This window comes from Parabacteroides bouchesdurhonensis (genome assembly GCF_900186615.1).
Classification (GTDB): domain Bacteria; phylum Bacteroidota; class Bacteroidia; order Bacteroidales; family Tannerellaceae; genus Parabacteroides; species Parabacteroides bouchesdurhonensis.
On sequence record NZ_LT896588.1, the window covers coordinates 540,169 to 561,057 of the forward strand.

The 20,889-nt window shown below is 44.4% G+C and carries 15 protein-coding genes; 8 read left to right on the top strand and 7 right to left on the bottom strand.

The window, feature by feature from the left end; genetic code table 11:
• Positions 1-85 precede the first annotated feature (85 nt).
• From C1721_RS02385 to C1721_RS02395, 3 genes are all read right to left on the bottom strand, one after another.
• Positions 86-1,027, bottom strand: coding sequence for a ribose-phosphate pyrophosphokinase (locus C1721_RS02385; RefSeq protein WP_102406840.1), 942 nt, complete (start codon positions 1,025-1,027; stop codon positions 86-88).
• 143 nt (positions 1,028-1,170) lie between these two features.
• Complete coding sequence (locus C1721_RS02390) at positions 1,171-2,877, bottom strand: alpha-amylase family glycosyl hydrolase (RefSeq protein ID WP_102406842.1); 1,707 nt, start codon at positions 2,875-2,877, stop codon at positions 1,171-1,173.
• Between the two features lie 47 nt (positions 2,878-2,924).
• A complete protein-coding gene (locus tag C1721_RS02395) occupies positions 2,925-3,764 on the bottom strand; it encodes a patatin-like phospholipase family protein (protein ID WP_102406844.1) in 840 nt (279 codons plus the stop codon).
• 169 nt (positions 3,765-3,933) lie between these two features.
• On the opposite strand from C1721_RS02395, the gene C1721_RS02400 reads away from it, so the two are divergent.
• The 3 genes from C1721_RS02400 to C1721_RS02410 all read left to right on the top strand — a co-directional run bounded on the left by C1721_RS02400 (position 3,934) and on the right by C1721_RS02410 (position 10,166).
• Positions 3,934-6,138: a sodium-translocating pyrophosphatase gene (locus C1721_RS02400; protein ID WP_102406846.1), complete on the top strand. Its 2,205-nt coding sequence runs from the start codon at positions 3,934-3,936 to the stop codon at positions 6,136-6,138.
• A gap of 424 nt (positions 6,139-6,562) precedes the next feature.
• Entirely contained in the window at positions 6,563-8,752 is a 2,190-nt protein-coding gene (locus C1721_RS02405; protein WP_102406848.1) for a glutamine synthetase III family protein, read from the top strand.
• A gap of 337 nt (positions 8,753-9,089) precedes the next feature.
• A complete protein-coding gene (locus C1721_RS02410) occupies positions 9,090-10,166 on the top strand; it encodes a leucine-rich repeat protein (RefSeq protein WP_102406851.1) in 1,077 nt (358 codons plus the stop codon).
• A 320-nt stretch (positions 10,167-10,486) separates the two neighbouring features.
• Here C1721_RS02410 and C1721_RS02415 read toward each other — a convergent pair whose 3' ends face one another.
• Positions 10,487-11,371 carry a TIM barrel protein gene (locus C1721_RS02415; RefSeq protein WP_102406853.1) on the bottom strand — a complete coding sequence of 295 codons (885 nt, stop codon included), beginning with the start codon at positions 11,369-11,371 and terminating at the stop codon, positions 10,487-10,489.
• An 83-nt stretch (positions 11,372-11,454) separates the two neighbouring features.
• Here C1721_RS02415 and C1721_RS02420 point away from each other — a divergent pair, with 83 nt between their 5' ends.
• Both C1721_RS02420 and C1721_RS02425 read left to right on the top strand, forming a co-directional pair.
• Positions 11,455-12,783 carry an MATE family efflux transporter gene (locus C1721_RS02420; RefSeq protein ID WP_102406855.1) on the top strand — a complete coding sequence of 443 codons (1,329 nt, stop codon included), beginning with the start codon at positions 11,455-11,457 and terminating at the stop codon, positions 12,781-12,783.
• Positions 12,784-12,853: 70 nt separating this feature from the next.
• On the top strand, positions 12,854-14,134 hold the full coding sequence (locus tag C1721_RS02425) for an O-acetylhomoserine aminocarboxypropyltransferase/cysteine synthase family protein (protein WP_102406857.1): 1,281 nt from the start codon (positions 12,854-12,856) through the stop codon (positions 14,132-14,134).
• A gap of 68 nt (positions 14,135-14,202) precedes the next feature.
• On the opposite strand, the gene C1721_RS02430 is transcribed toward C1721_RS02425, so the two are convergent.
• From C1721_RS02430 to C1721_RS02440, 3 genes are all read right to left on the bottom strand, one after another.
• Positions 14,203-15,360 carry a glycosyltransferase family protein gene (locus C1721_RS02430; protein WP_102406859.1) on the bottom strand — a complete coding sequence of 386 codons (1,158 nt, stop codon included), beginning with the start codon at positions 15,358-15,360 and terminating at the stop codon, positions 14,203-14,205.
• On the bottom strand, positions 15,357-16,157 hold the full coding sequence (locus C1721_RS02435; RefSeq protein WP_102406861.1) for a UDP-2,3-diacylglucosamine diphosphatase: 801 nt from the start codon (positions 16,155-16,157) through the stop codon (positions 15,357-15,359). Before C1721_RS02435 ends, C1721_RS02430 begins: the two co-directional genes overlap by 4 nt.
• A gap of 140 nt (positions 16,158-16,297) precedes the next feature.
• Positions 16,298-18,454, bottom strand: coding sequence for an elongation factor G (locus C1721_RS02440; RefSeq protein ID WP_102406863.1), 2,157 nt, complete (start codon positions 18,452-18,454; stop codon positions 16,298-16,300).
• Between the two features lie 273 nt (positions 18,455-18,727).
• Between C1721_RS02440 and hemW the strand changes: the two genes are divergently transcribed.
• The 3 genes from hemW (at position 18,728) to C1721_RS16155 (ending at position 20,734) form a co-directional block, all read left to right on the top strand.
• Complete coding sequence (gene hemW, locus C1721_RS02445) at positions 18,728-19,855, top strand: radical SAM family heme chaperone HemW (protein ID WP_102406866.1); 1,128 nt, start codon at positions 18,728-18,730, stop codon at positions 19,853-19,855.
• A 140-nt stretch (positions 19,856-19,995) separates the two neighbouring features.
• Positions 19,996-20,571: an ATPase gene (locus C1721_RS02450; RefSeq protein ID WP_102406867.1), complete on the top strand. Its 576-nt coding sequence runs from the start codon at positions 19,996-19,998 to the stop codon at positions 20,569-20,571.
• On the top strand, positions 20,564-20,734 hold the full coding sequence (locus C1721_RS16155; protein ID WP_005637232.1) for a hypothetical protein: 171 nt from the start codon (positions 20,564-20,566) through the stop codon (positions 20,732-20,734). Before C1721_RS02450 ends, C1721_RS16155 begins: the two co-directional genes overlap by 8 nt.
• The last annotated feature ends 155 nt before the right edge of the window (positions 20,735-20,889 follow it).

The window sequence follows — 20,889 nt, forward strand, 5'->3', positions numbered from 1 at the left end:
AGTTTCGCTAAAGAGCACAGAAGGCGCGGAACATATCAATCCGCGCCTTCTGTTTTTATTCATAAAATATCATTAATACTGCTAATTAAATAGCATATAAAGAACTTATAGATTCATCATTGCAAACACGGCGAATGGCTTCTGCGAACATATCCGCAATAGAAAGCACTTTCACCTTTTCGCATTTATTGGCATAAGGTATAGAATCCGTAAAAATCATTTCAGTTAAAGCGGACTGATCTACACGGGTAGATGCAGGATCAGACATAACGGCATGACTGGCAATAGCCCGGACAGAACGAGCCCCGTTCTCCATCATCAAGTTCGCTGCCTTTGTTATTGTTCCGGCTGTATCCACCATATCATCCACCAGCAAAACATCCAGTCCTGTCACATCACCAATGATACGCATTTCCGCAACTTCGTTAGCACGCAAACGAGACTTATGGCAAATTACCATCGGCAATCCCAGATATTTGGAATAACTGCTTGCACGCTTCGTACCACCTACGTCGGGAGTAGCTATACATAAATTATCCAGAGGCAAAGAAGATTTTATATAATCCAGAAATACGGAAGAGGCATACAGGTGATCCACCGGTACGTTAAAGAAACCCTGTATCTGGTCGGCATGCAAGTCCATTGTTATTAACCGGTTAATACCGGCAGTACCCAACATATCGGCAATCAGTTTTGCACCTATTGATACGCGTGGTTTATCCTTTCTATCCTGGCGAGCCCAACCAAAATAAGGGATTACAGCAATGATAGAATGTGCGGAAGCACGTTTAGCGGCATCTATCATCAACAGCAATTCCATCAGGTTATCCGAATTGGGGAATGTAGACTGTACCAAAAACACATCTCTACCGCGAATAGATTCTTCGTAAGATACCGAGAACTCTCCATCGGCAAAGTGCTGAATATTCATCTGTCCCAGAGGACAACCTAGACTGTTGCAAATTTTCTCTGCAAGATACCGGGAATTAGTTCCCGAAAACACCAAGAAAGGAGTTTGTGCACTCATTATTCCGAATATTTATCTTAAAGTGAATAATTTTAATTGTGCCGCAAAGGTATAAAACAATTGACAATTGGCAATAAAGAATCGACAATTACTTTTAGCATACTTCATAGCCAGCGTCGCGGCAACAACATCAAAGTTTCTATTCAATAAGTAAACTTCAACATTCTACCGGAACAGGCAGGTATTGTTACCTGATAGGGGAATGCGTCAGTAAGCGTACTGACAGAACGTTCTCCCGTTAATAAATCCGTTAATTGCGCTGCTTTATTATCCCTTATATGCAATGCCTTGAAAACCTCCGGAGGTAATTCTATCCGTACAGTTTGCTCTATCTTATCAAAGTTTACAACCACAAGCAAAACCTCATTTTCATATTTACGCATAAACGCATACTGGCGATGAGAATTAAAATAAGGATTCGATTTGTTTACATACATCAGGTCATAAAACTCGCCATTCACGATAACAGGTTCTGTACGTACAATATTTAATAGCCGGGCATACATTTCGCGCAGGCGTTTCTGGTCTTCAGTCAGTTTTGTGCCATCAAACGTCCAGTCATTAATCCAATTACGCAAAGACGATACGCTCCAATAATCAAAGATGGTAGTCCTTCCGTCACGGCCGCTGAAACCTTCTTCATCCATACCTCTCTCACCCAGTTCCTGTCCGCTGTATATCATAACCGGATTGGTATTCATCGCCGCGGAAACGATCATTCCGGGAATACCGGGACGAGGATCGCCTGCAAAGAAATCGGAAGCGATACGTTGTTCGTCATGGTTCTCCAAAAAGTTCAGCATATTCTTCTGGATGCCTTCCAACGATTGCCAGCAATAAGAAATATCGCTTGCCGGAGACTGTCCGCACATTACCGCGCGAACCGTATCGTATAAGCCTACTTTATCATATAAATAATCGAAGTGGCCGGTATAAATATAATTACGGTATTCATCCGGATTGTACACTTCCGCAATAAATAAAATATCTTTATGAACTTTCTTCACCTCCGGTATAACCCAATTCCAGAACTCCACAGGGACCATTTCCGCCATATCGCACCGAAAGCCATCAATGCCTTTTCCCGCCCAGAACAATAAAATATCCAACATCTTGTTCCATGTATCCGGACGTGGATCAAAATGATAAGAACCACCGTTCATATAATCAATTCCGTAGTTCAGCTTTACAGTCTCATACCAGTCATTCTTTCCGGGAGAAGTACAGAAACAATTATTGCCTGTTACTTTCGCGGGGAACTCACTATACTCAAAGTCTTCCTCCTTCGCGCCAAAGTGCAGGATAAGCGCCTGTCCGGGCATATAATAAAAGTTATTATTCGGATCGAAGGCTTTCGACGTATTATCCTGCTGCCCTAAATCCTGTACATAAGACAAACGCGCGTCCGAATAATATTGGCGGGCTACGTGATTCGGAACAAAATCCATAATAACCTTCATACCCGCGTCATGCGTACGCCGTACCAGGTCTTCAAATTCGGCCATACGTTCCCCCACACGATCCGCAAGGTCGGGGTCTACATCATAATAATCTTTGATTGCATAAGGAGAGCCTGCTTTCCCTTTTACTACCGCACTATGGTCTTTACGGATTCCATAAGCGGTATAGTCTGTTTTGGTAGCATGTTCAATAACTCCGGTGTACCATACATGGGTTATGCCTAATTCTTTAATTTTAGCTAATACACCCGGTGTGAAATCAGAAAATTTACCTGTTCCGTTTTCAGTCTTGTCTCCATTCTTTACCAGAGTAGTTTTCAAATTTCCGAACCAGCGGGGAAACACCTGGTAAATGGTCATCTTTTCTTTTTCTCTTATTGCGTTATTCATCGATTTGTTTATTTTTCTCAGGCAATCAAAGTTATAAACACCTTTACTCAAGGCAATAAAGCTCTGTTGTTTTTGGCTGAAATAGCTTTCACTAATGTTTCAAATTTATTTTCACGTACTACTTTCTCAAAGACACGCCCGGCTGCTACATAACCAATACGCGCAATCGTTTCTACATTTTCCAGGTCAAACGTTTTATACAACCCAAATTCTTCCGCCTCAATCAATACATCGCACATATCACGATCTTCCAGCGTATTGGCGCGGAACATATAATGATACGAACGTTCGGCTATATGAAAGATAGTCTGCTTATACTTTTGAGGGACTAACGGACTTACGTTTACCCCGATTATTTTATCACATTCTCCACGTATTATTGAAACAGGGAAATTATGGAACAGTCCGCCATCCACATAATGCACCCCGTTTATTACAACAGGGCTGAATATGATAGGAATACTACAGGAAGCCGTAACAGCCTCTACAACCGGACCGCTTCTAAACTCATGGCTCTCACCATTGTCCAGGTCCGTTGCCATAATCACCATCGGGATTTGCAAATCCTCTATGTTCTTCGTACGCAAATGTCTCTTCAGAAAGTAACGGAAACGCTTACTGTCAAACAGGCCGGCTTTTGGTATTTGCAACTGGGCGAACTCGGAGAATTCACGTCCTGTAAAAAGCTCTTTGATCTCATCAGCCGTATAACCATCCGCAAACAACGTCCCCATCAAAGCCCCCACACTGGTACCGGCAATTATATCCGGCTTCAATGTACATTCTTCAAGCATTTTGAAAACGCCTATATGTGCAAATCCCTTGGCGCCTCCTCCACTAAGGGCCAAACCCAATTTATAAGGCTTACGTTCCGTTTCTTCTGTCATTTGTGTCTTATCGCTTCATATCGGAAACAAATATCCTATTTTTTTTAGTATGAAACATTATTATTCTCAAAAAAGTTTCTCTCAAAATTTATTTTAGTTACATTTACGGGAGATGATAAAGCGTCAACAATTCTACCGAACGATAATATAAACTTTAAATCTATTCGCTATGATTACGACTATCTTCTGGATTATACCGCTTGCGTCCGTAACGGCACTGGGGTTTGCCTGGTTCTTCTTCAACCGGATGATGAAAGAAAGTGAAGGAACGGAGTTAATGGCTAAAATAGCCTCATACGTACGCGAAGGGGCTATGTCTTATTTAAAACAGCAATACAAAGTAGTTGCCCTGGTTTTCCTTGCTTTGGTTATTCTATTCTCTATTATGGCTTACGGCTTTAATGTACAAAACGCCTGGGTGCCTGTAGCATTCCTTACCGGAGGATTCTTTTCTGGCTTAGCCGGATTCTTAGGCATGAAAACAGCAACCTATGCCTCCGCACGTACGGCAAACGCCGCCCGCACGTCCCTCAACAAAGGATTGCAGGTAGCCTTCCGTAGCGGAGCGGTAATGGGATTAGTAGTTGTAGGGCTCGGGTTATTGGATATTTCTTTCTGGTACATCCTGCTTAACACATGTATTGCAGACAACGTATTAGAGCCAACACATAAGCTCACTATCATAACAACCACGATGCTGACATTCGGCATGGGAGCTTCCACCCAGGCATTATTTGCCCGTGTAGGCGGAGGCATTTATACCAAAGCCGCCGATGTGGGAGCCGATTTGGTAGGCAAAGTAGAAGCAGGTATTCCGGAAGATGATCCGCGCAACCCGGCCACCATTGCCGACAACGTAGGCGACAATGTAGGCGACGTAGCCGGCATGGGCGCCGATTTATACGAATCATATTGCGGCTCAATACTGGCAACCGCCGCACTGGGAGCTGCCGCGTTCGTTTCATCCGGCAATGTGGAAATGCAATATAAAGCCGTTATCGCTCCTATGCTGATAGCCGCCGTCGGGATTATCTTATCAATCATCGGCATATTCGCCGTACGGACCAAAGAAGATGCTACCATCAAGAACCTGCTGAATGCGTTGGCTGTAGGGACAAACCTCAGCTCCGTACTTATCGCCGTCTCCACCTTCGGTATCCTGTATCTGCTCGGGATGCAGAACTGGTTCTGGATTGGCTGTTCGGTTGTTATCGGTTTACTGGTAGGCATTGTAATAGGGCAGGCAACGGAATATTACACCTCGCAATCTTATAAACCAACCCAACAGGTATCCCGATCCGGGCTGACAGGTCCGGCTACCGTTATCATTTCCGGGCTCGGGCTGGGCATGCTGTCCACAGCCATTCCCGTTTTGGCCGTTGTTACAGGCATTATATGTTCCTTCCTGTTTGCTTCGGGATTCGACTTTTCCAACGTAGGAATGGGGCTGTACGGCATCGGCATTGCCGCCGTAGGCATGCTGTCTACACTGGGTATCACCCTGGCAACGGACGCTTACGGCCCGATAGCCGACAATGCGGGAGGAAATGCGGAGATGTCCGGTCTTGGCAAAGAAGTACGCAAACGTACCGACGCGTTAGATTCATTGGGCAACACCACGGCAGCCACAGGCAAAGGGTTTGCCATCGGCTCTGCCGCCCTTACAGGCCTGGCATTGCTGGCCTCATATATAGAAGAAATAAAGATCGGGTTATTACGGATTGGCGAAACAGTCCTTTCCTTTGCAGACGGACGTACAATAGACATTTCCAAAGCCTCTTTCACCGACTTCATGGTATATTATGATGTTACATTGATGAATCCGAAAGTATTGTCGGGCATGTTTCTCGGCTCGATGATAGCCTTTATGTTCTGCGGACTGACCATGAATGCCGTAGGCCGCGCGGCAGGACGTATGGTAGAAGAAGTGCGCCGGCAGTTCCATACCATTCAAGGAATCCTGACAGGAGAAGCCGAGCCGGACTATGCCCGATGCGTAGAAATATCAACCAAAGGAGCGCAACACGAGATGGTTGTGCCCTCTCTGCTTGCCATTATAGCACCGATATTGACCGGTATTATATTCGGAGTTACAGGAGTGATCGGATTACTGATTGGCGGACTAAGCACCGGATTCGTACTTGCCATATTCATGGCCAACGCCGGCGGAGCATGGGACAATGCAAAGAAACACATTGAAGAAGGCAACCACGGAGGAAAAGGAAGTGAAGCCCATAAAGCAACAGTAGTAGGCGATACGGTAGGCGATCCGTTTAAAGACACTTCCGGCCCAAGTCTCAACATCCTTATCAAGCTGATGAGCATGGTAGCCATCGTAATGGCCGGACTTACCGTTGCATGGAGCTTATTCTAAGTAACAAACCTGTTTTCGGGAAAGGCATTCCGGTTTATCGTTATGACCTTTTAGCCCTTTACATCCTGGTTTTTGCAATCAAGTTCACAACCCTTTAGCCATTTCATCCTCAACTATTAGTTGTTTGACAGGCTTGCTACGCTTGTCTCCCATCTGTAGAATAAGCGTTCGACAAATGTAATACATGCGTCCTACAACTGTCAAACAACTACTTCTGCCGTATCTTTTCAATAAAAAGACGGTATCTTTCCGTTAGATTCTCCTATGGAGGGAATTAACGGCAGCCGTCTTTTCCTACAGTTTGCTTTCCTGAGAATAAAAAAATCCTTCTTTCCCGGAAACATATATTTTTAACTACTATCTGTAAGACAGAATAAAGATTTGCTTGTATCTTTGCAGCTGGTATAACATAAAAACAATCCGTATGTCAATCTCACGCTTCAATGCAGTAGAGAAGGCTTCCAACCGTAAAGCCGTCGAAGTAAGTACTCCCAACCGTAAAGTATCCGAATATTTCGGTGAGAATGTGTTCAACCGCAAGGCCATGCAGAAGTATCTTTCGCAAGAAACCTACAAGGCCTTGACCCATGCCATTGACAATGGCGCCCCTATCGACCGGCAAATAGCCAACCATGTAGCAGCCGGCATGCGCATGTGGGCTTTGGAAAAGGGCGTAACCCATTACACGCACTGGTTTCAACCCTTAACGGACGGAACGGCCGAGAAGCACGATGCTTTTGTAGAGCACGACGGCAATGGCGGCATGATTGAAGAATTCAGCGGCAAACTGCTTGTACAGCAAGAACCGGACGCATCGAGTTTCCCGAACGGAGGACTGAGAAACACGTTCGAAGCTCGCGGGTATTCGGCCTGGGACCCTTCATCGCCGGCATTCATCGTAGACGATACGTTATGTATTCCTACCGTTTTCATTGCTTATACAGGTGAAGCATTAGACTATAAAACGCCTCTGATCCGGTCTGTCGAAGCATTGGGCAAAGCGGCAAAAGAGGTATGCAACTATTTTGACGAAGACGTAAACAAGGTTATCACCTTCCTGGGCTGGGAACAGGAATATTTCCTGGTAGACGAAGATTTATATTCGGCCCGCCCGGACTTATCGCTTACCGAACGTACGTTGCTGGGGCACGAAAGCGCCAAGAACCAGCAGCTGGACGACCATTATTTCGGCGCTATTCCTTCACGCGTACAGGAGTTCATGAAAGAATTGGAAATAGAATGCTACAAACTGGGCATACCGGTGAAGACGCGCCATAACGAGGTTGCCCCAAACCAGTTCGAGCTGGCTCCTATTTATGAAGAATGCAATCTGGCAAACGATCATAACCAGCTACTCATGTCGGTAATGAAACGTGTAGCGCGCCACCATAGTTTCCGCGTGCTGTTACACGAGAAGCCGTTCAGCGGCGTAAACGGTTCGGGCAAGCACTGTAACTGGTCTATGGGGACAGACACCGGTATCAACCTGTTCTCTCCGGGTAAAGACCGCGAAGACAACTTGCGTTTTATCACCTTCGTAGTAAATACGCTGATGGCAGTTTACAAATACAACGCCCTCTTGAAAGCAAGTATCGCTTCGGCCACCAATGCCCACCGTTTGGGAGCTAACGAAGCGCCTCCGGCAATCATATCGTCCTTCCTGGGGACACAGATCACCGAGATACTGGACAAGTTTGAGAACAGTTCCATTGATGATGCCATCAAGGTGGACGACAAGAAACGCCTGCATCTGGGGTTCGGACAGATTCCGGAGCTGCTACTGGATAATACCGACCGCAACCGCACGTCGCCATTTGCCTTCACCGGAAACCGTTTCGAGTTCCGCGCGCTGGGCTCATCTGCCAACTGCGGTTCGGCCATGCTGGCGCTGAACTCGGCCGTAGCCTATCAGTTACGCCAGTTCAAAAAAGACGTGGAAGCCCTACGTTCCAATGGAAAAAGCAAGGAAGCCGCCATTTTTGAAGTATTGAAAGAATATATAAAAGAGTCCAAACCAATCCGTTTCGACGGTAACGGCTACTGCGACGAGTGGAAAGAAGAGGCTGCCCGCCGCGGACTGGATTGCGAAAACAGCGTACCGTTGCAATACGACGCTTACTTGAAACCGGAAGTAATTGAAATGTTCCATGCCACAGGCGTACTGAGCGAGAAGGAGCTGGAAGCCCGCAACGAAGTGAAATGGGAAGTGTATATCAAAAAGGTGCAGATAGAAGCGCGCGTATTGGGCGACTTGTCTATGAACCACATCATTCCGGTAGTACTGCATTACCAATCGTTGTTGCTAAGCAATATCACCAAGCTGAAAGAGACATTCGGCGCGGAAGAATACGAAGAACTGGCTGCCGAACCACGCCGCCTGGTACGTAAAATATCCCAACATGTAGGCTGCGTTACAAAGATGACGGACGAAATGATAGAAGCCCGCAAAACAGCCAACCGCATTGCCGACCTTCGTACACGCGCCATAGCTTACCACGACACGGTAGCTCCTTACCTGGATGCCATCCGCGACCATATAGATGAGCTGGAACTGATGGTAGACAACCAGATGTGGCCATTGCCGAAATACCGCGAATTGTTATTTATCCGGTAAAACGACAAGCAAAATAGTCGCAAAAAAAATAGATAAAATTCAATAAATCTGTTATATTTGAGATATGGCAACACAGAAGAATCATACAATAATGAGAGTATCGCTGAACAAAGCTGTTCAGCGATACTTGTTGTACAACAAGTAGATTTTCGATTGCCGTCTTCTCTTAATCCACTTTCCAAAACACGTACATCTAATAACATAACTGATCATCCTCCGTCGTAACCCGGCGGAGCGGCTTTTCGTGTCTTCGTAAGCGGGTTCACCGTATCCGAAGAATATTTTTACCTTTTCTCAACTCTCTATTGACCTTTGATTGCATATAAAATAAATTGGCATGGAACAAATGAAACAAAACAACCCCGTAACCAACCGACCGACAGGCAACGTCATCCGCTGCCGCAGGTCTATTATCCCTTTCCTGTTCCTGATCATCGCAACATGTATGCCCAGTATTGCATGGGGGCAAACACCAGGAACACAGTTCACCGATGCCAATAGCGGACTTAAATTCGAAGTCCTTTCCGCTCCGGCAAACAGCGTAAAGGTGATAGGTAATTCTTATTCCAACATATCATACACCATCCCGGTAACAGTCTCGGATCAAGGCAATACCTACGATGTGGTGGAGATTGGAGAAGACGCGTTCTTCAAGTGCTCTGATCTGGAATCCGTAACATTCGCACAGGGCAGCAAAGTAGAGACGATTGGAAAGAATGCGTTCTTCCAATGCTCCAACCTGACATCCGTAACCTTTCAAGGCGATGCGCCTACGTTTGGGAATCAGGTATTCGATAATACTTCGAGTGGTCTGGTAATATATGTTCCAGATGGCAAGGTGGCAGACTATGAAACCGCGCTTAGCGGTAAACTACCTGCAGGCGCAAAGATTATGGTAGCGAAAGCCCCTACCCCCACACCTCCTGTTTACTACAGCTGGTACAGGGTTACCGTGCCGCAGGTGGAGGGCATTACCTTTATACGGAACAACAAGGAGCATGATTCGTTCAGTATAGATGTGCTTGAAGGCTCTACCTTCTCCTTCTATATCAAGCCCGCAGAAGGATTGAACCCGCAAGACATCATCGTAACCACCAGCCGGGGCGAGACGATTATGCCGGATAAGAAAACAGGCAGGTATACCATACAGAATATCAATGAAGACGTCACGGCATACGTACTTACCACCCCTACCGCCAACGAGCCGGTTATCCCCGACGGCATCCAGTTATACACCGCAGGTGGCTATCTGTACATAGACGCTCCACAGCAGCAAGCTGTCAAAATCTATACTGCAAGCGGCGCTCTAGTATATAGCGGTACTTTGCAAGCAGGCAGCAATGCCATACCATTGCCGGGCGGTGTGCATCTGGTAGTATTCGAAAACGGAGCGGTGAAGAAAGTGAGCCTGTAAGCTTCGTCTTGTCTTGTGCTTCCGTAAGCCACAGCCGTTAGGTAAGGGAACGCGAACGCTATGTAAGCCACAGCTGCTTTGTCCTGTCTTGGCGGACTTGATCCGCCATCTCATACTAATTGCAGGAATGTAGTTTAGGATGAGGTTGCGGGTCAAGCCCGCAATGACAGGAAGAGAGTGGCAACGACAGAAATGATACGCAAGGACAGGAAGAGAATTAGAAAATGAACAGAGGATCGCAGACTTTTATTGAATTAATAATTATCTGCGATCCTCTGCGTGTTCTGCGTAATCCGCGTTCCCTGTTATAGTCTTTTATTTTACCATTTCACATAAGGAGCTTTCATCAGGAAGTCGTAATCGTATTTGATAGCTTCCAGCGGAGTCATATTGTATTTTTCCTGTTCTATGAAATAATCTTCCAGTCCGGCTTTGTCGGCAACGGCAAAGAGCGCTTTGAAGTCAACAAGTCCTTTTCCCATCTCCGTACTTCCGGTACCATTCTTTTCCGCATCCTTCAAATGCCAGTTAGAGAAACGTCCCGGATAACGGTTTACATAATCATGGCATTGATAGCCTCCAAATACCACTTGTGCCGTGTCCATCTGGAAAGTTACCAAATCTTTGTCGGTATTCTCTATCATAACATCGAAAGGAATCTCGCCTTCCAACTTATGAAATTCGTCCACGTGGTTATGGAAAGCAAAGCGTAAACCATTCGCTTTCGCCATTTCGCCACATTTATTAAACTGGTCTGCCAAACGCCTTACATCCGAGATGCTCTTAATATCTCCGGCAGGATAACCGGCTTGCACAATCCACTTGCAGCCCAATTCGGAAGTAGCATCCATATTTTTCTTCCAGAAGTCCCAACCTTTGGTATCGTTTGCTGCCAATAATCCGCTTCCTGTATGAGAGCCTATCATCTTAGCCCCTAAATCAGCCAGGTACTTCTTCATTTCGGCAGGTGTCTTTCCATAAAATTTACCATCATTATAGCCGGCCGCTTCCAAACGTTTATAACCGATCTTAACAACAGCTTTCATGGTATTGTCGAAATCTTTGCCCAGATCATCACGTACGCTGTAGAGTTGCAAACCTATAGCCTTGTCCTTTTTAGCCAGTACGGAAGCAAATCCGTTCGGGACTACACTTAAAGCTGCAACAGCAGCTCCTGCTTTTAAAAAATTCCTTCTTGTAATCATGACATTTATTATTTTCTTTAAGATTAGCAGCGCCAAAGATAAAAAAATATTTTTACTTTCGCATAAAATTTAGACTGGCAGTCATGCAAGGAACAAAGAATCTGACAAAAGGCCCTATCACCCGCCAACTATTTGCCCTGGCCCTTCCTATAATGGGGACTTCTTTTATCCAAATGGCTTATAGTCTGACTGACATGGCTTGGGTAGGAAGGCTTGGAAGTGAAGCCGTTGCTTCTATTGGAGCTGTCGGGATTCTTACCTGGATGACAACATCCATATCTTTGCTGAATAAAGTAGGCTCGGAAGTAAGCGTAGGGCAAAGCATCGGTGCGCAAAATGCGGACGATGCCCGCAACTTCGCATCCCATAACCTGACAATCGCCCTGATTATATCGGTTTGCTGGGGATTGATTCTGTTTCTGTTTGCCAATCCGATAATCGGATTCTACAAACTGGATGCCCCCATTGCCGCCAGGTCGGTAGAATATTTACGGATTGTATCAACAGCTTTCCCTTTTATTTTTCTGGCATCGGCATTCACCGGCATTCATAATGCCGCAGGACGAAGTAAAGTTCCGTTTTATATAAGCGGCGCAGGACTTCTGCTAAATATGATACTGGACCCGCTGTTTATACTGGGTTTTGGCTGGGGAACTGCCGGAGCGGCTTGGGCTACATGGATTTCGGAAGCTACGGTTGTGGCAGTCTTCGTCTTCCAACTAAAGAAGAGGAGCAGGTTATTGGATGGATTCCCCTTCTTCGTTAAGCTAAAAGGTTTCTATACGAAACGTATTTTCCAATTGGGGCTGCCTGTCGCAATGCTGAATACATTCTTTGCCATCATTAACCTGTTTATGGCCCGTACAGCCTCTACTTACGGGGGATATATAGGACTTATGACACTGACCGCCGGCGGACAGATTGAAGCCATTGCCTGGAATACTTCACAGGGGTTCAGCACAGCATTGAGCGCTTTCGTTGCCCAGAACTACGCGGCAAAATGTAAGAAAAGAGTTATAAGCGCCTATCACACCACATTGAAGATGACAACGGTATTCGGAATATTTTGCACGTTGCTGTTCGTGTTTTACGGAAGTGAGGTATTCTCACTTATCGTACCGGAGCAGGCGGCCTATGAGGCCGGAAGTGTTTTTCTTCGCATAGACGGATATTCCATGCTGTTTATGATGCTGGAGATAACGATGCAGGGACTTTTCTACGGTACGGGGCGTACAGTTCCTCCTGCTATTATCAGCATCACTTTCAATACGCTCCGCGTACCAATGGCAATAGGACTCACAGCATTAGGACTGGGAATTGCCGGCGTATGGTGGGCTATCAGCATATCCAGTATGCTAAAAGGAGTAATTGCGTTTATTTGGTTCCGTATTCTGCAGAAAAGAATATTGTAAGTACTTTTGGCTTGACCTGAAAGCAAGAATCCTTACATTTGCATTCAAATAAGGAATCAAAATTAGTAATATGACAAACAAACTGAAGCCAGAAAGTCTGTGTGTACAGGCCGGCTGGCAGCCTAAAAAAGGAGAGCCACGCGTACTTCCTATCTATCAAAGCACGACGTTTAAGTATGAAACCAGTGAGCAGATGGCCAAGTTGTTTGATTTGGAAGAGAGCGGATATTTCTACACCCGCCTCCAAAATCCGACGAATGATGCAGTAGCTGCTAAGATCGCAGCCCTTGAGGGAGGGGTAGCCGCCATGTTAACTTCTTCCGGACAGGCTGCCAACTTCTTTGCGTTCTTCAATATATGCGAAGCCGGCGACCATATTGTGAGCGCGTCCAGCATCTACGGAGGGACTTACAATTTACTGGCCGTTACATTAAAGAAGCTGGGCATTGAATGTACATTTATTGATCAGGATGCCAGTGAAGAGGAAATAGGCAAGGCATTTCGTCCAAATACCAAATTACTGTTCGGCGAAACCATCGCCAACCCGGGAATAATGGTGTTAGACATCGAAAAGTTTGCCCGCATCGCCCACAAACATGGAGTGCCTCTGGTAGTAGACAATACTTTCGCAACGCCTATCAATTGCCGTCCGTTTGAATGGGGCGCCGACATTGTAACTCATTCCACGACAAAATATATGGACGGACATGCCACGACAGTAGGCGGTTGTATTGTAGACAGCGGGAACTTCGATTGGGAGGCACATGCAGATAAATACCCCGGCTTATGCCAACCAGACCCGTCTTATCACGGACTGACATATAGCAAGGCATTTGGAAAGATGGCCTTTATTACCAAAGCCACCAGTCAGCTAATGCGTGACTTGGGTTCCACCCAGTCTCCCCAGAATGCTTTCCTTTTAAATCTGGGACTGGAAACATTGCATCTCCGTATGCCTCAGCATTGTAAAAATGCACTGGCTGTTGCCACCTGGTTAAAGAATTGCGATAAGGTAGCATGGGTTCATTATCCGGAATTACCGGGAGACAAATATTATGATCTGGCTAAAAAATATCTTCCTAACGGTTCATGCGGCGTATTGTCGTTTGGATTGAAAGGCGGACGTGACATAGCAATCCGCTTCATGGATAATCTGCAGTTGGCAGCTATCGTAACTCACGTAGCCGACGCACGCACCTGCGTTTTGCATCCGGCAAGCCATACCCATCGCCAGCTTACCGACGAGCAACTGATTGAAGCAGGTGTTGCTCCTGATCTGATCCGTTTTTCAGTAGGTATTGAAAATGCCGACGATATTATCGCGGATATCGAACAAGCCCTGAATAAATAAAACAATGGCAACAAGTACGAAAGCATTCGTACTTGTTGTATATAATAATGTATTAGCCGGACATTCCTCTAAATAGGCAAATACCGCCCGAGCCGTCCGGTCCAGTTGGTTAACATCCGATGCAATAAAGCAGGCGCCGGCATTTCATCCATCAGCAAATCCGTACGGAACTCACGCATGATAAGCCAATCCGCCTGTTTCACCCAATGCGGGAAGGCCTTGTTTGGCGTATGCCTTTCCGATAAGTCAAGTAGAATGTCCAAATCAAATTGACCGGAAATAGCACCGGCCCCCGATTGGGAAGCATCGAAAGCGTTGCAAGCCTGCTCAACATGAGTAGGGACCATTAATACTGGTTTGTTTAAATACATAGCCTCACACACAGACTCAAAGCCGGCTGTGGTAGCATAGGCTTTCGCTCCTGCCATATACTGAATAAACAGGGAATCATCCAGTTGATGAAACGTCAGGTTTTCGTTCTCTTTCATTTCCACCGGAACATCTTTCTTATCCCAGAAGAAGTGCATATTAATCTGCGGGTATTCTTTATGCCAGGCCTTTATTTCCTCACTAAAACCGCTGTTAAGAAGATAACCATGTAAATAATTCCCTTTGTGCGGAGTAGCATCTAGTACCTCCTGTCTTAGAAGAGGAGGTACAACAATCAATTTTTCCGATGGGACTTCACGCATCTTCCTAAACGAAAGAGCCAGTTTTTTAGTTGAACCTATCGCGGTAACGCGGGTAAAGAATTTAAGGGAAGCCAAAGAGATTGGGCTCAGTTTGGGAAACACAAAGTCCGGATGCAAGAACAGGTATTGATGAGCTATGCAAACCATAGTAGCCTGGGGACGGAGGAAAAGATAGGTTAACCCCGTGAGTAACTCGTAGAAATTTACCACTACATCGGCTTTCGTTTCCTTAATTATATGGTTAATGTATAATACGCTGGCGATATACTTATGCAGACGCGTGAAATTATAAACGATACTTTTCAGTAAATTCGCTTGCTTATTCTTTGCCGTTGGCAAGAAATTAGGACTCTCGAAAGAAAAAACCGGTGACGCGATCTTCTCCGTAAAGAAAGAAGGTAAACGGCGCGCAGGACTTTTGCCGACAAGTACACCTGCCACTTCATGTCCTTCGGAAGTTAGTTTCTGTTTAAGAGAGATGGCTTGTGTAAGATGTCCTCTCCCTTCGCCTTGTACTATAAAAAGTATTCTCATATAACTGCTGCATAAAGATGTTCTTCCTTGCCTGTTTCAACCAACGGATATTTGAGGCTATCGTATGTAATCACGTTCCATTCTCCGTCTTCATTCTCCACGAGGGCTGTCAGGCTTTCCACCCAGTCTCCGGAGTTCAGGTAGTGAATATTGCCATAATAGGAATTTGCCGCCTGATGGATATGTCCGCAGATAATGCCGTCCAGTTTTTTAGCATTCGCCAGCTTCACCAGTTCGTTCTCAAACTCCGATATATATGAAACAGCGCTTTTCACTTTATGTTTTACCTTTTGGGATAAAGAAAAATAAGGTTTGCCTTTTTTAGCACGGTAATGATTATAAACTTTATTCAGCCACAGGAGAAAAGTATATCCTATATCTCCCAACATAGCCAACCAGCGCATATTAGTAGTAACGGCATCAAATATATCTCCATGAGTCACGAAATAACGTTTTCCATGACTTTCCAGCAAATAGTCTTTTACAATGGATATATTAGACATCTGGAATGGGACGAGATTATCCAGAAAGTCGTCGTGGTTTCCGCGTACATAAATGATTTGCGTACCCTTCTTTTCCATCATTTTCATCAGGACCTTGAAGAAATCGGTGTGTTTTTGTTTCCAGCGCTTACCAGCTTTTCGCAGTTGCCAACCGTCAATAATGTCTCCATTCAAGATCAAACGCTTACAATCTACATGTTTCAGAAAGGTTGTTACCTCTTCCGTTCGTGAATGTTCAGATCCCAGATGAATATCCGAAAGAACAACTGTGGGATAATATGTTCTCAATTCCATTTTGCTCATGTATTAACACAAGACAAAAGAACTGCTACGTTATTACAGGCTGATAACAAGAAAATGAAGATAAAATGACAAAGGCTGCTCTTTAAAAAAGAACAGCCTTCATCCTACTATATATCAATACTATTTACATATCAATCTTCCGACTGAGTAGCTTCATAAGCCTTCAACAGTTTCTCCTGTACATCGGACGGAACAAGTTCGTAGTTGGCAAACTTCATTGTAAACGACGCGCGTCCTCCGGTGATAGAACTTAAAGAAGTTGAATAGGTAGACATTTCCTTCAAAGGAACTTTTGCCGACAATTTTTCAAACCCTTTCTCACTGTTCATTCCCATAATAATTGCACGGCGACCTTGCAAATCACTCATTACGTCTCCCAGATAGTCGGCAGGAACAGATACTTCCACATCATAAACAGGTTCCAGGATTTTAGGCCCGGCTTCCTTAAATGCAGTACTGAAAGCATTACGTCCGGCAAGCATAAAGGAGATTTCATTACTATCTACCGGGTGCATTTTACCGTCATATACACAAACACGTACGTCGCGGGCATAAGAACCGGTCAACGGCCCTTGTTCCATACGTCCCATAAGGCCTTTCAATATAGCCGGAAGGAAACGAGCGTCAATAGCGCCTCCCACAATACAGTTTACAAATACCAGCTTACCACCCCAGTCCAAATCAATAACCTGCGTATCACGGACATTCATTTTGTATTCCTGCCCGCCGAAACGGTAAGTATCAGGAGCCGGCATACCTTCGTAATAAGGCTCTACGATCAAGTGAACTTCACCGAATTGACCGGCGCCGCCTGATTGTTTCTTATGACGATAATCAGCCCGTGCAGCTTTAGTAATAGTTTCACGATACGGTATTTTCGGTTCGATGTATTCTATTGGTAATTTATCGTTATTTTCAATTCTCCATTTCAATGTACGAAGATGGAATTCTCCCTGACCTGAAATAATTGTTTGTTTCAGTTCTTTAGACTGTTCAACAACCCAAGTAGGGTCTTCCTCGCGCATACGGGTAAGAATCTCACTCAATTTTTCCGCATCTGCTTCGTTAGCCGGTTTGATTGCGCGGCGGAACTTAGGATCCGGATATTTAATAAAATCGAAACGATAATCGCAACCTTTACCATTTAATGTATTTCCACGACGAACGTCTTTCAGTTTAACAGTAGCACCAATATCTCCGGCAACCATTTCGGTTACTTCATTACGGGTTTGTCCCGCAACGGAAAACAACTGAGCAATACGTTCCTTTGAACCGCGATCGGCATTTTGCAAATCGTCACCTTCTTTTACTTTACCTGATAATACTTTAAAATAAGAAACTTGGCCGATGTGAGATTCAACTGTTGTCTTAAAGAAAAACAAGCTGGTAGGACCATTTGAATCAGGAGTGACCTCCACACCTTCAGTGGTTACCAAACGAGGCATTTTATCCGTACAGGGAACAACATTGCCAAGAAATTCCAACGTACGGCGCACACACATATCACGACCTGCACATACACAGAATACAGGAAACATATTACGCGTTACCAATCCAGCCCGGATACCCGCACGCATGTCGTCTTCACTCAATGTTCCTTCTTCAAAGAATTTTTCCATCAACATGTCGTCGTGCTCGGCAGCAGCTTCCACAAGCGCTTTATGCAAATCCATTGCTTTATCCATTTCTTCCGCCGGAATATCTAAAACGTCGGGCACGCCACCTTCGGGCTTCCAGCGATACATTTTCATCTTCAACACATCCACAACAGCATTGAACGCAGCACCGGTATTTACAGGATATTGAATAGGTACAATTTTACTTCCCCAATGATCTTTTAATTGGGCTATTGTACCATCATAATCCGCTTTATCATTATCTAATTGGTTAACTACAAAGATTACGGGTTTATGAAATTGTTCAGTATACCGGAACTGGTTGATCGTACCCACTTCCACCCCATATTGAGCATTCAGCACCATCAATGCCGTATCAGTAACATTTAACGCAGAAACCGCGCCACCGATAAAATCGTCCGAACCGGGACAGTCGATAAAATTCAACTTACGATCCTGCCATTCGACACTGAAAACGGTTGAGAACACTGAGTAACCATACTCCTTCTCAACCGGGAAATAGTCACACACAGTATTGCCTGCTTCTACCGTGCCGCGACGTTTTATAACTCCACCCTCGTAAAGCATAGCTTCAGCGAGAGTGGTTTTCCCAGAGCCCGAACTTCCCAAGATTGAGATGTTCTTAATTTCATTTGTTTGGTATACTTTCATGATATCAGGTAAATTTATGAGTTTGACAATAAAGTTACATTCGCGTGAATAATTCTATCACGACGCCGCAAATTATAGATTGTTAAGGAGAAAAGCAACGCATGCTCCGGTGTTTGAGAACAATGTTATTTAACAGACTCCGTTTTATATCCTTGATTTATCAATCGTATCCCTGTTAGCCATACTTTGTCCGGGCTATTATCCATATTTTTACGACATCCTTCTTACCGGATAATTATTTTTATTTAAGTTTGCTACATAAAACAACAAAGCATGGCAGGTCTTTATATACACGTTCCATTTTGCGCCAAACGATGTTTGTACTGTGATTTTTTTTCCAATACGGAAATGAAGTACAAAGCACCATATATAGCCGCTATCATCCAAGAGATAGAACTCCGGAAGGAATATACCGGCCAAGAGTTACTCGATACAATCTACTTCGGGGGCGGCACTCCATCCCAATTAGATGCCAGCGATTTCGAACAAATCTTTAGCAGTATCTATCGTTTGTTCAGTATCTCCCACGCTGCAGAAATTACATTAGAAGCAAATCCGGACGATATGACACCGAAGTACCTTACTATGCTCCGCCGTTTTCCTTTCAACAGGATAAGTATGGGAGTTCAAAGTTTTAAAGAAGCGGACCTTCATTTCCTCAATCGCCGCCATAATCGGGAACAGGCGATAGAGGCTGTTAACCTGTGCAAAGAAAACGGCATTGGGAATATCAGCATAGACCTCATATATGGTCTTCCCGGTCAAACCCTGCCGGAATGGGAAAAGAATCTAGAGGAAGCAATCCGATTGGATATACCTCACATATCTGCTTATCATTTAATATATGAAGAAGGAACTGCCCTATATAAACTAATGGAGGCCGGAAAGGTAAAACCGATAGTGGAAGATTTAAGCGTCTCTCTTTTTTCCCTTTTGATAGACAAACTTACGTCAGCAGGCTACCAGCATTACGAAATATCCAACTTTGCCAAAACCGGATATATATCCAGGCATAACAGTTCATACTGGACGGGGAAAAAGTATTTAGGCATCGGTCCGTCGGCACATTCTTATAACGGAATAGAACGCGAATGGAACATTTCGTCTTTACCACAATATATAGAAGGAATCAACAACCGTACTCCAAATACTGAAAAAGAAGTATTAGATTTACATACACGTTACAACGATTACATTATTACCGGACTAAGAACGATGTGGGGTATTAACCTTCATGATATTCAGAAACAATTCGGGAATGAACTAAAAGTTTTTTGTGAACGGCAGGCAACACACTATCTACAACAAGGTTTATTAATTTCGGAAAAAGAAAAACTAACTTTATCACGGCAAGGTATTTTCATATCCGACGGCATCATGAGAGACCTTTTGTGGGTGTAACTTTATACGAAAGGCCGCGTTTAGACAACGAACTGGCATATTAAAAGTACATTTATTGCACATTTTTACTATTTTTGAGAAGAAAAACTACCATATTAAAAAACTATTACATATATTTGTCCCGATAAAAATAGCAAGTAGTGCCATATTTATACATTATATCAGGTTGCAACGGCGCAGGGAAGACAACAGCCTCCTTTACAATTTTACCAGAAATGCTTAAATGTAAGGAATTTGTCAACTCAGACGAAATAGCCAAGGGGCTTTCCCCTTTTAATGCAGATAGTATCGCCGTCGCCGTTGAAGCAAGCCGTATCATGTATAAAAGGATAAAGGAGCTCATCGGAGCCGGTGAAACTTTTGCTATGGAGACTACGCTGGCTACCCGATCGGTTGCAAACTTGATCAGGGAAGCGCAAAAGACTGGGTATTATGTTACGTTGCTTTATTTTTGGCTTAACACACCGGATTTGGCAGTGGAACGTGTAAAGATGAGAGTTGCGGCCGGAGGACATAACATTCCGGAAAGTACCATTCGACGTCGTTATGAGGCTGGTATCCACAATTTATTCGAACTTTATTTGCCCATAAGCGATTATTGGATGATAACAGACAACTCGATGTCACCGATGGAAGTTATCGCCAAGGGATTTAAGAATGATAAAAAGGAGATATACAAACCGAGTATTTACGAAAAACTTGAGCAACATGAGTGAACAAGAAGTAAGAGAATTCGAGGAAAATATAGTAAAAGGTGCCAATATAGCTTTTCAACGCTTAGTTAACCAGAAAAAGAAAGAAGACGGAGAATTAGTCTTCTCACGCAACGGATACATTTTCCGTGTAAAAGCTGCTGATCTGGAAAAAGGCATGTTTTAAATATTTCAAAATATAAAAAGAGCGAATGGTTGATAACAACCATTCGCTCTTTTTATTTACTGATATTCTTCCGAAATAAAACTGCAATTACTTCCTGCTATCCAGTATTCCGGATTCGTTATCAGCATTATTGACCTTTCTATTAAAAGTCCATA

Excerpts from the sequence above, each read along its gene's own strand:
- C1721_RS02420 (WP_102406855.1), top strand. The coding sequence starts at position 11,455 with ATGCAAGGAACAAAGAATCTGACAAAAGGCCCTATCACCCGCCAACTA.
- C1721_RS02400 (WP_102406846.1), top strand. The coding sequence starts at position 3,934 with ATGATTACGACTATCTTCTGGATTATACCGCTTGCGTCCGTAACGGCA.
- C1721_RS02390 (WP_102406842.1), bottom strand. The coding sequence starts at position 2,877 with ATGAATAACGCAATAAGAGAAAAAGAAAAGATGACCATTTACCAGGTG.
- C1721_RS02430 (WP_102406859.1), bottom strand. The coding sequence starts at position 15,360 with ATGAGAATACTTTTTATAGTACAAGGCGAAGGGAGAGGACATCTTACA.
- C1721_RS02395 (WP_102406844.1), bottom strand. The coding sequence starts at position 3,764 with ATGACAGAAGAAACGGAACGTAAGCCTTATAAATTGGGTTTGGCCCTT.
- C1721_RS02410 (WP_102406851.1), top strand. The coding sequence starts at position 9,090 with ATGGAACAAATGAAACAAAACAACCCCGTAACCAACCGACCGACAGGC.
- C1721_RS02415 (WP_102406853.1), bottom strand. The coding sequence starts at position 11,371 with ATGATTACAAGAAGGAATTTTTTAAAAGCAGGAGCTGCTGTTGCAGCT.
- C1721_RS02385 (WP_102406840.1), bottom strand. The coding sequence starts at position 1,027 with ATGAGTGCACAAACTCCTTTCTTGGTGTTTTCGGGAACTAATTCCCGG.
- C1721_RS02435 (WP_102406861.1), bottom strand. The coding sequence starts at position 16,157 with ATGGAATTGAGAACATATTATCCCACAGTTGTTCTTTCGGATATTCAT.
- C1721_RS02425 (WP_102406857.1), top strand. The coding sequence starts at position 12,854 with ATGACAAACAAACTGAAGCCAGAAAGTCTGTGTGTACAGGCCGGCTGG.
- hemW (WP_102406866.1), top strand. The coding sequence starts at position 18,728 with ATGGCAGGTCTTTATATACACGTTCCATTTTGCGCCAAACGATGTTTG.
- C1721_RS02405 (WP_102406848.1), top strand. The coding sequence starts at position 6,563 with ATGTCAATCTCACGCTTCAATGCAGTAGAGAAGGCTTCCAACCGTAAA.
- C1721_RS16155 (WP_005637232.1), top strand. The coding sequence starts at position 20,564 with ATGAGTGAACAAGAAGTAAGAGAATTCGAGGAAAATATAGTAAAAGGT.
- C1721_RS02440 (WP_102406863.1), bottom strand. The coding sequence starts at position 18,454 with ATGAAAGTATACCAAACAAATGAAATTAAGAACATCTCAATCTTGGGA.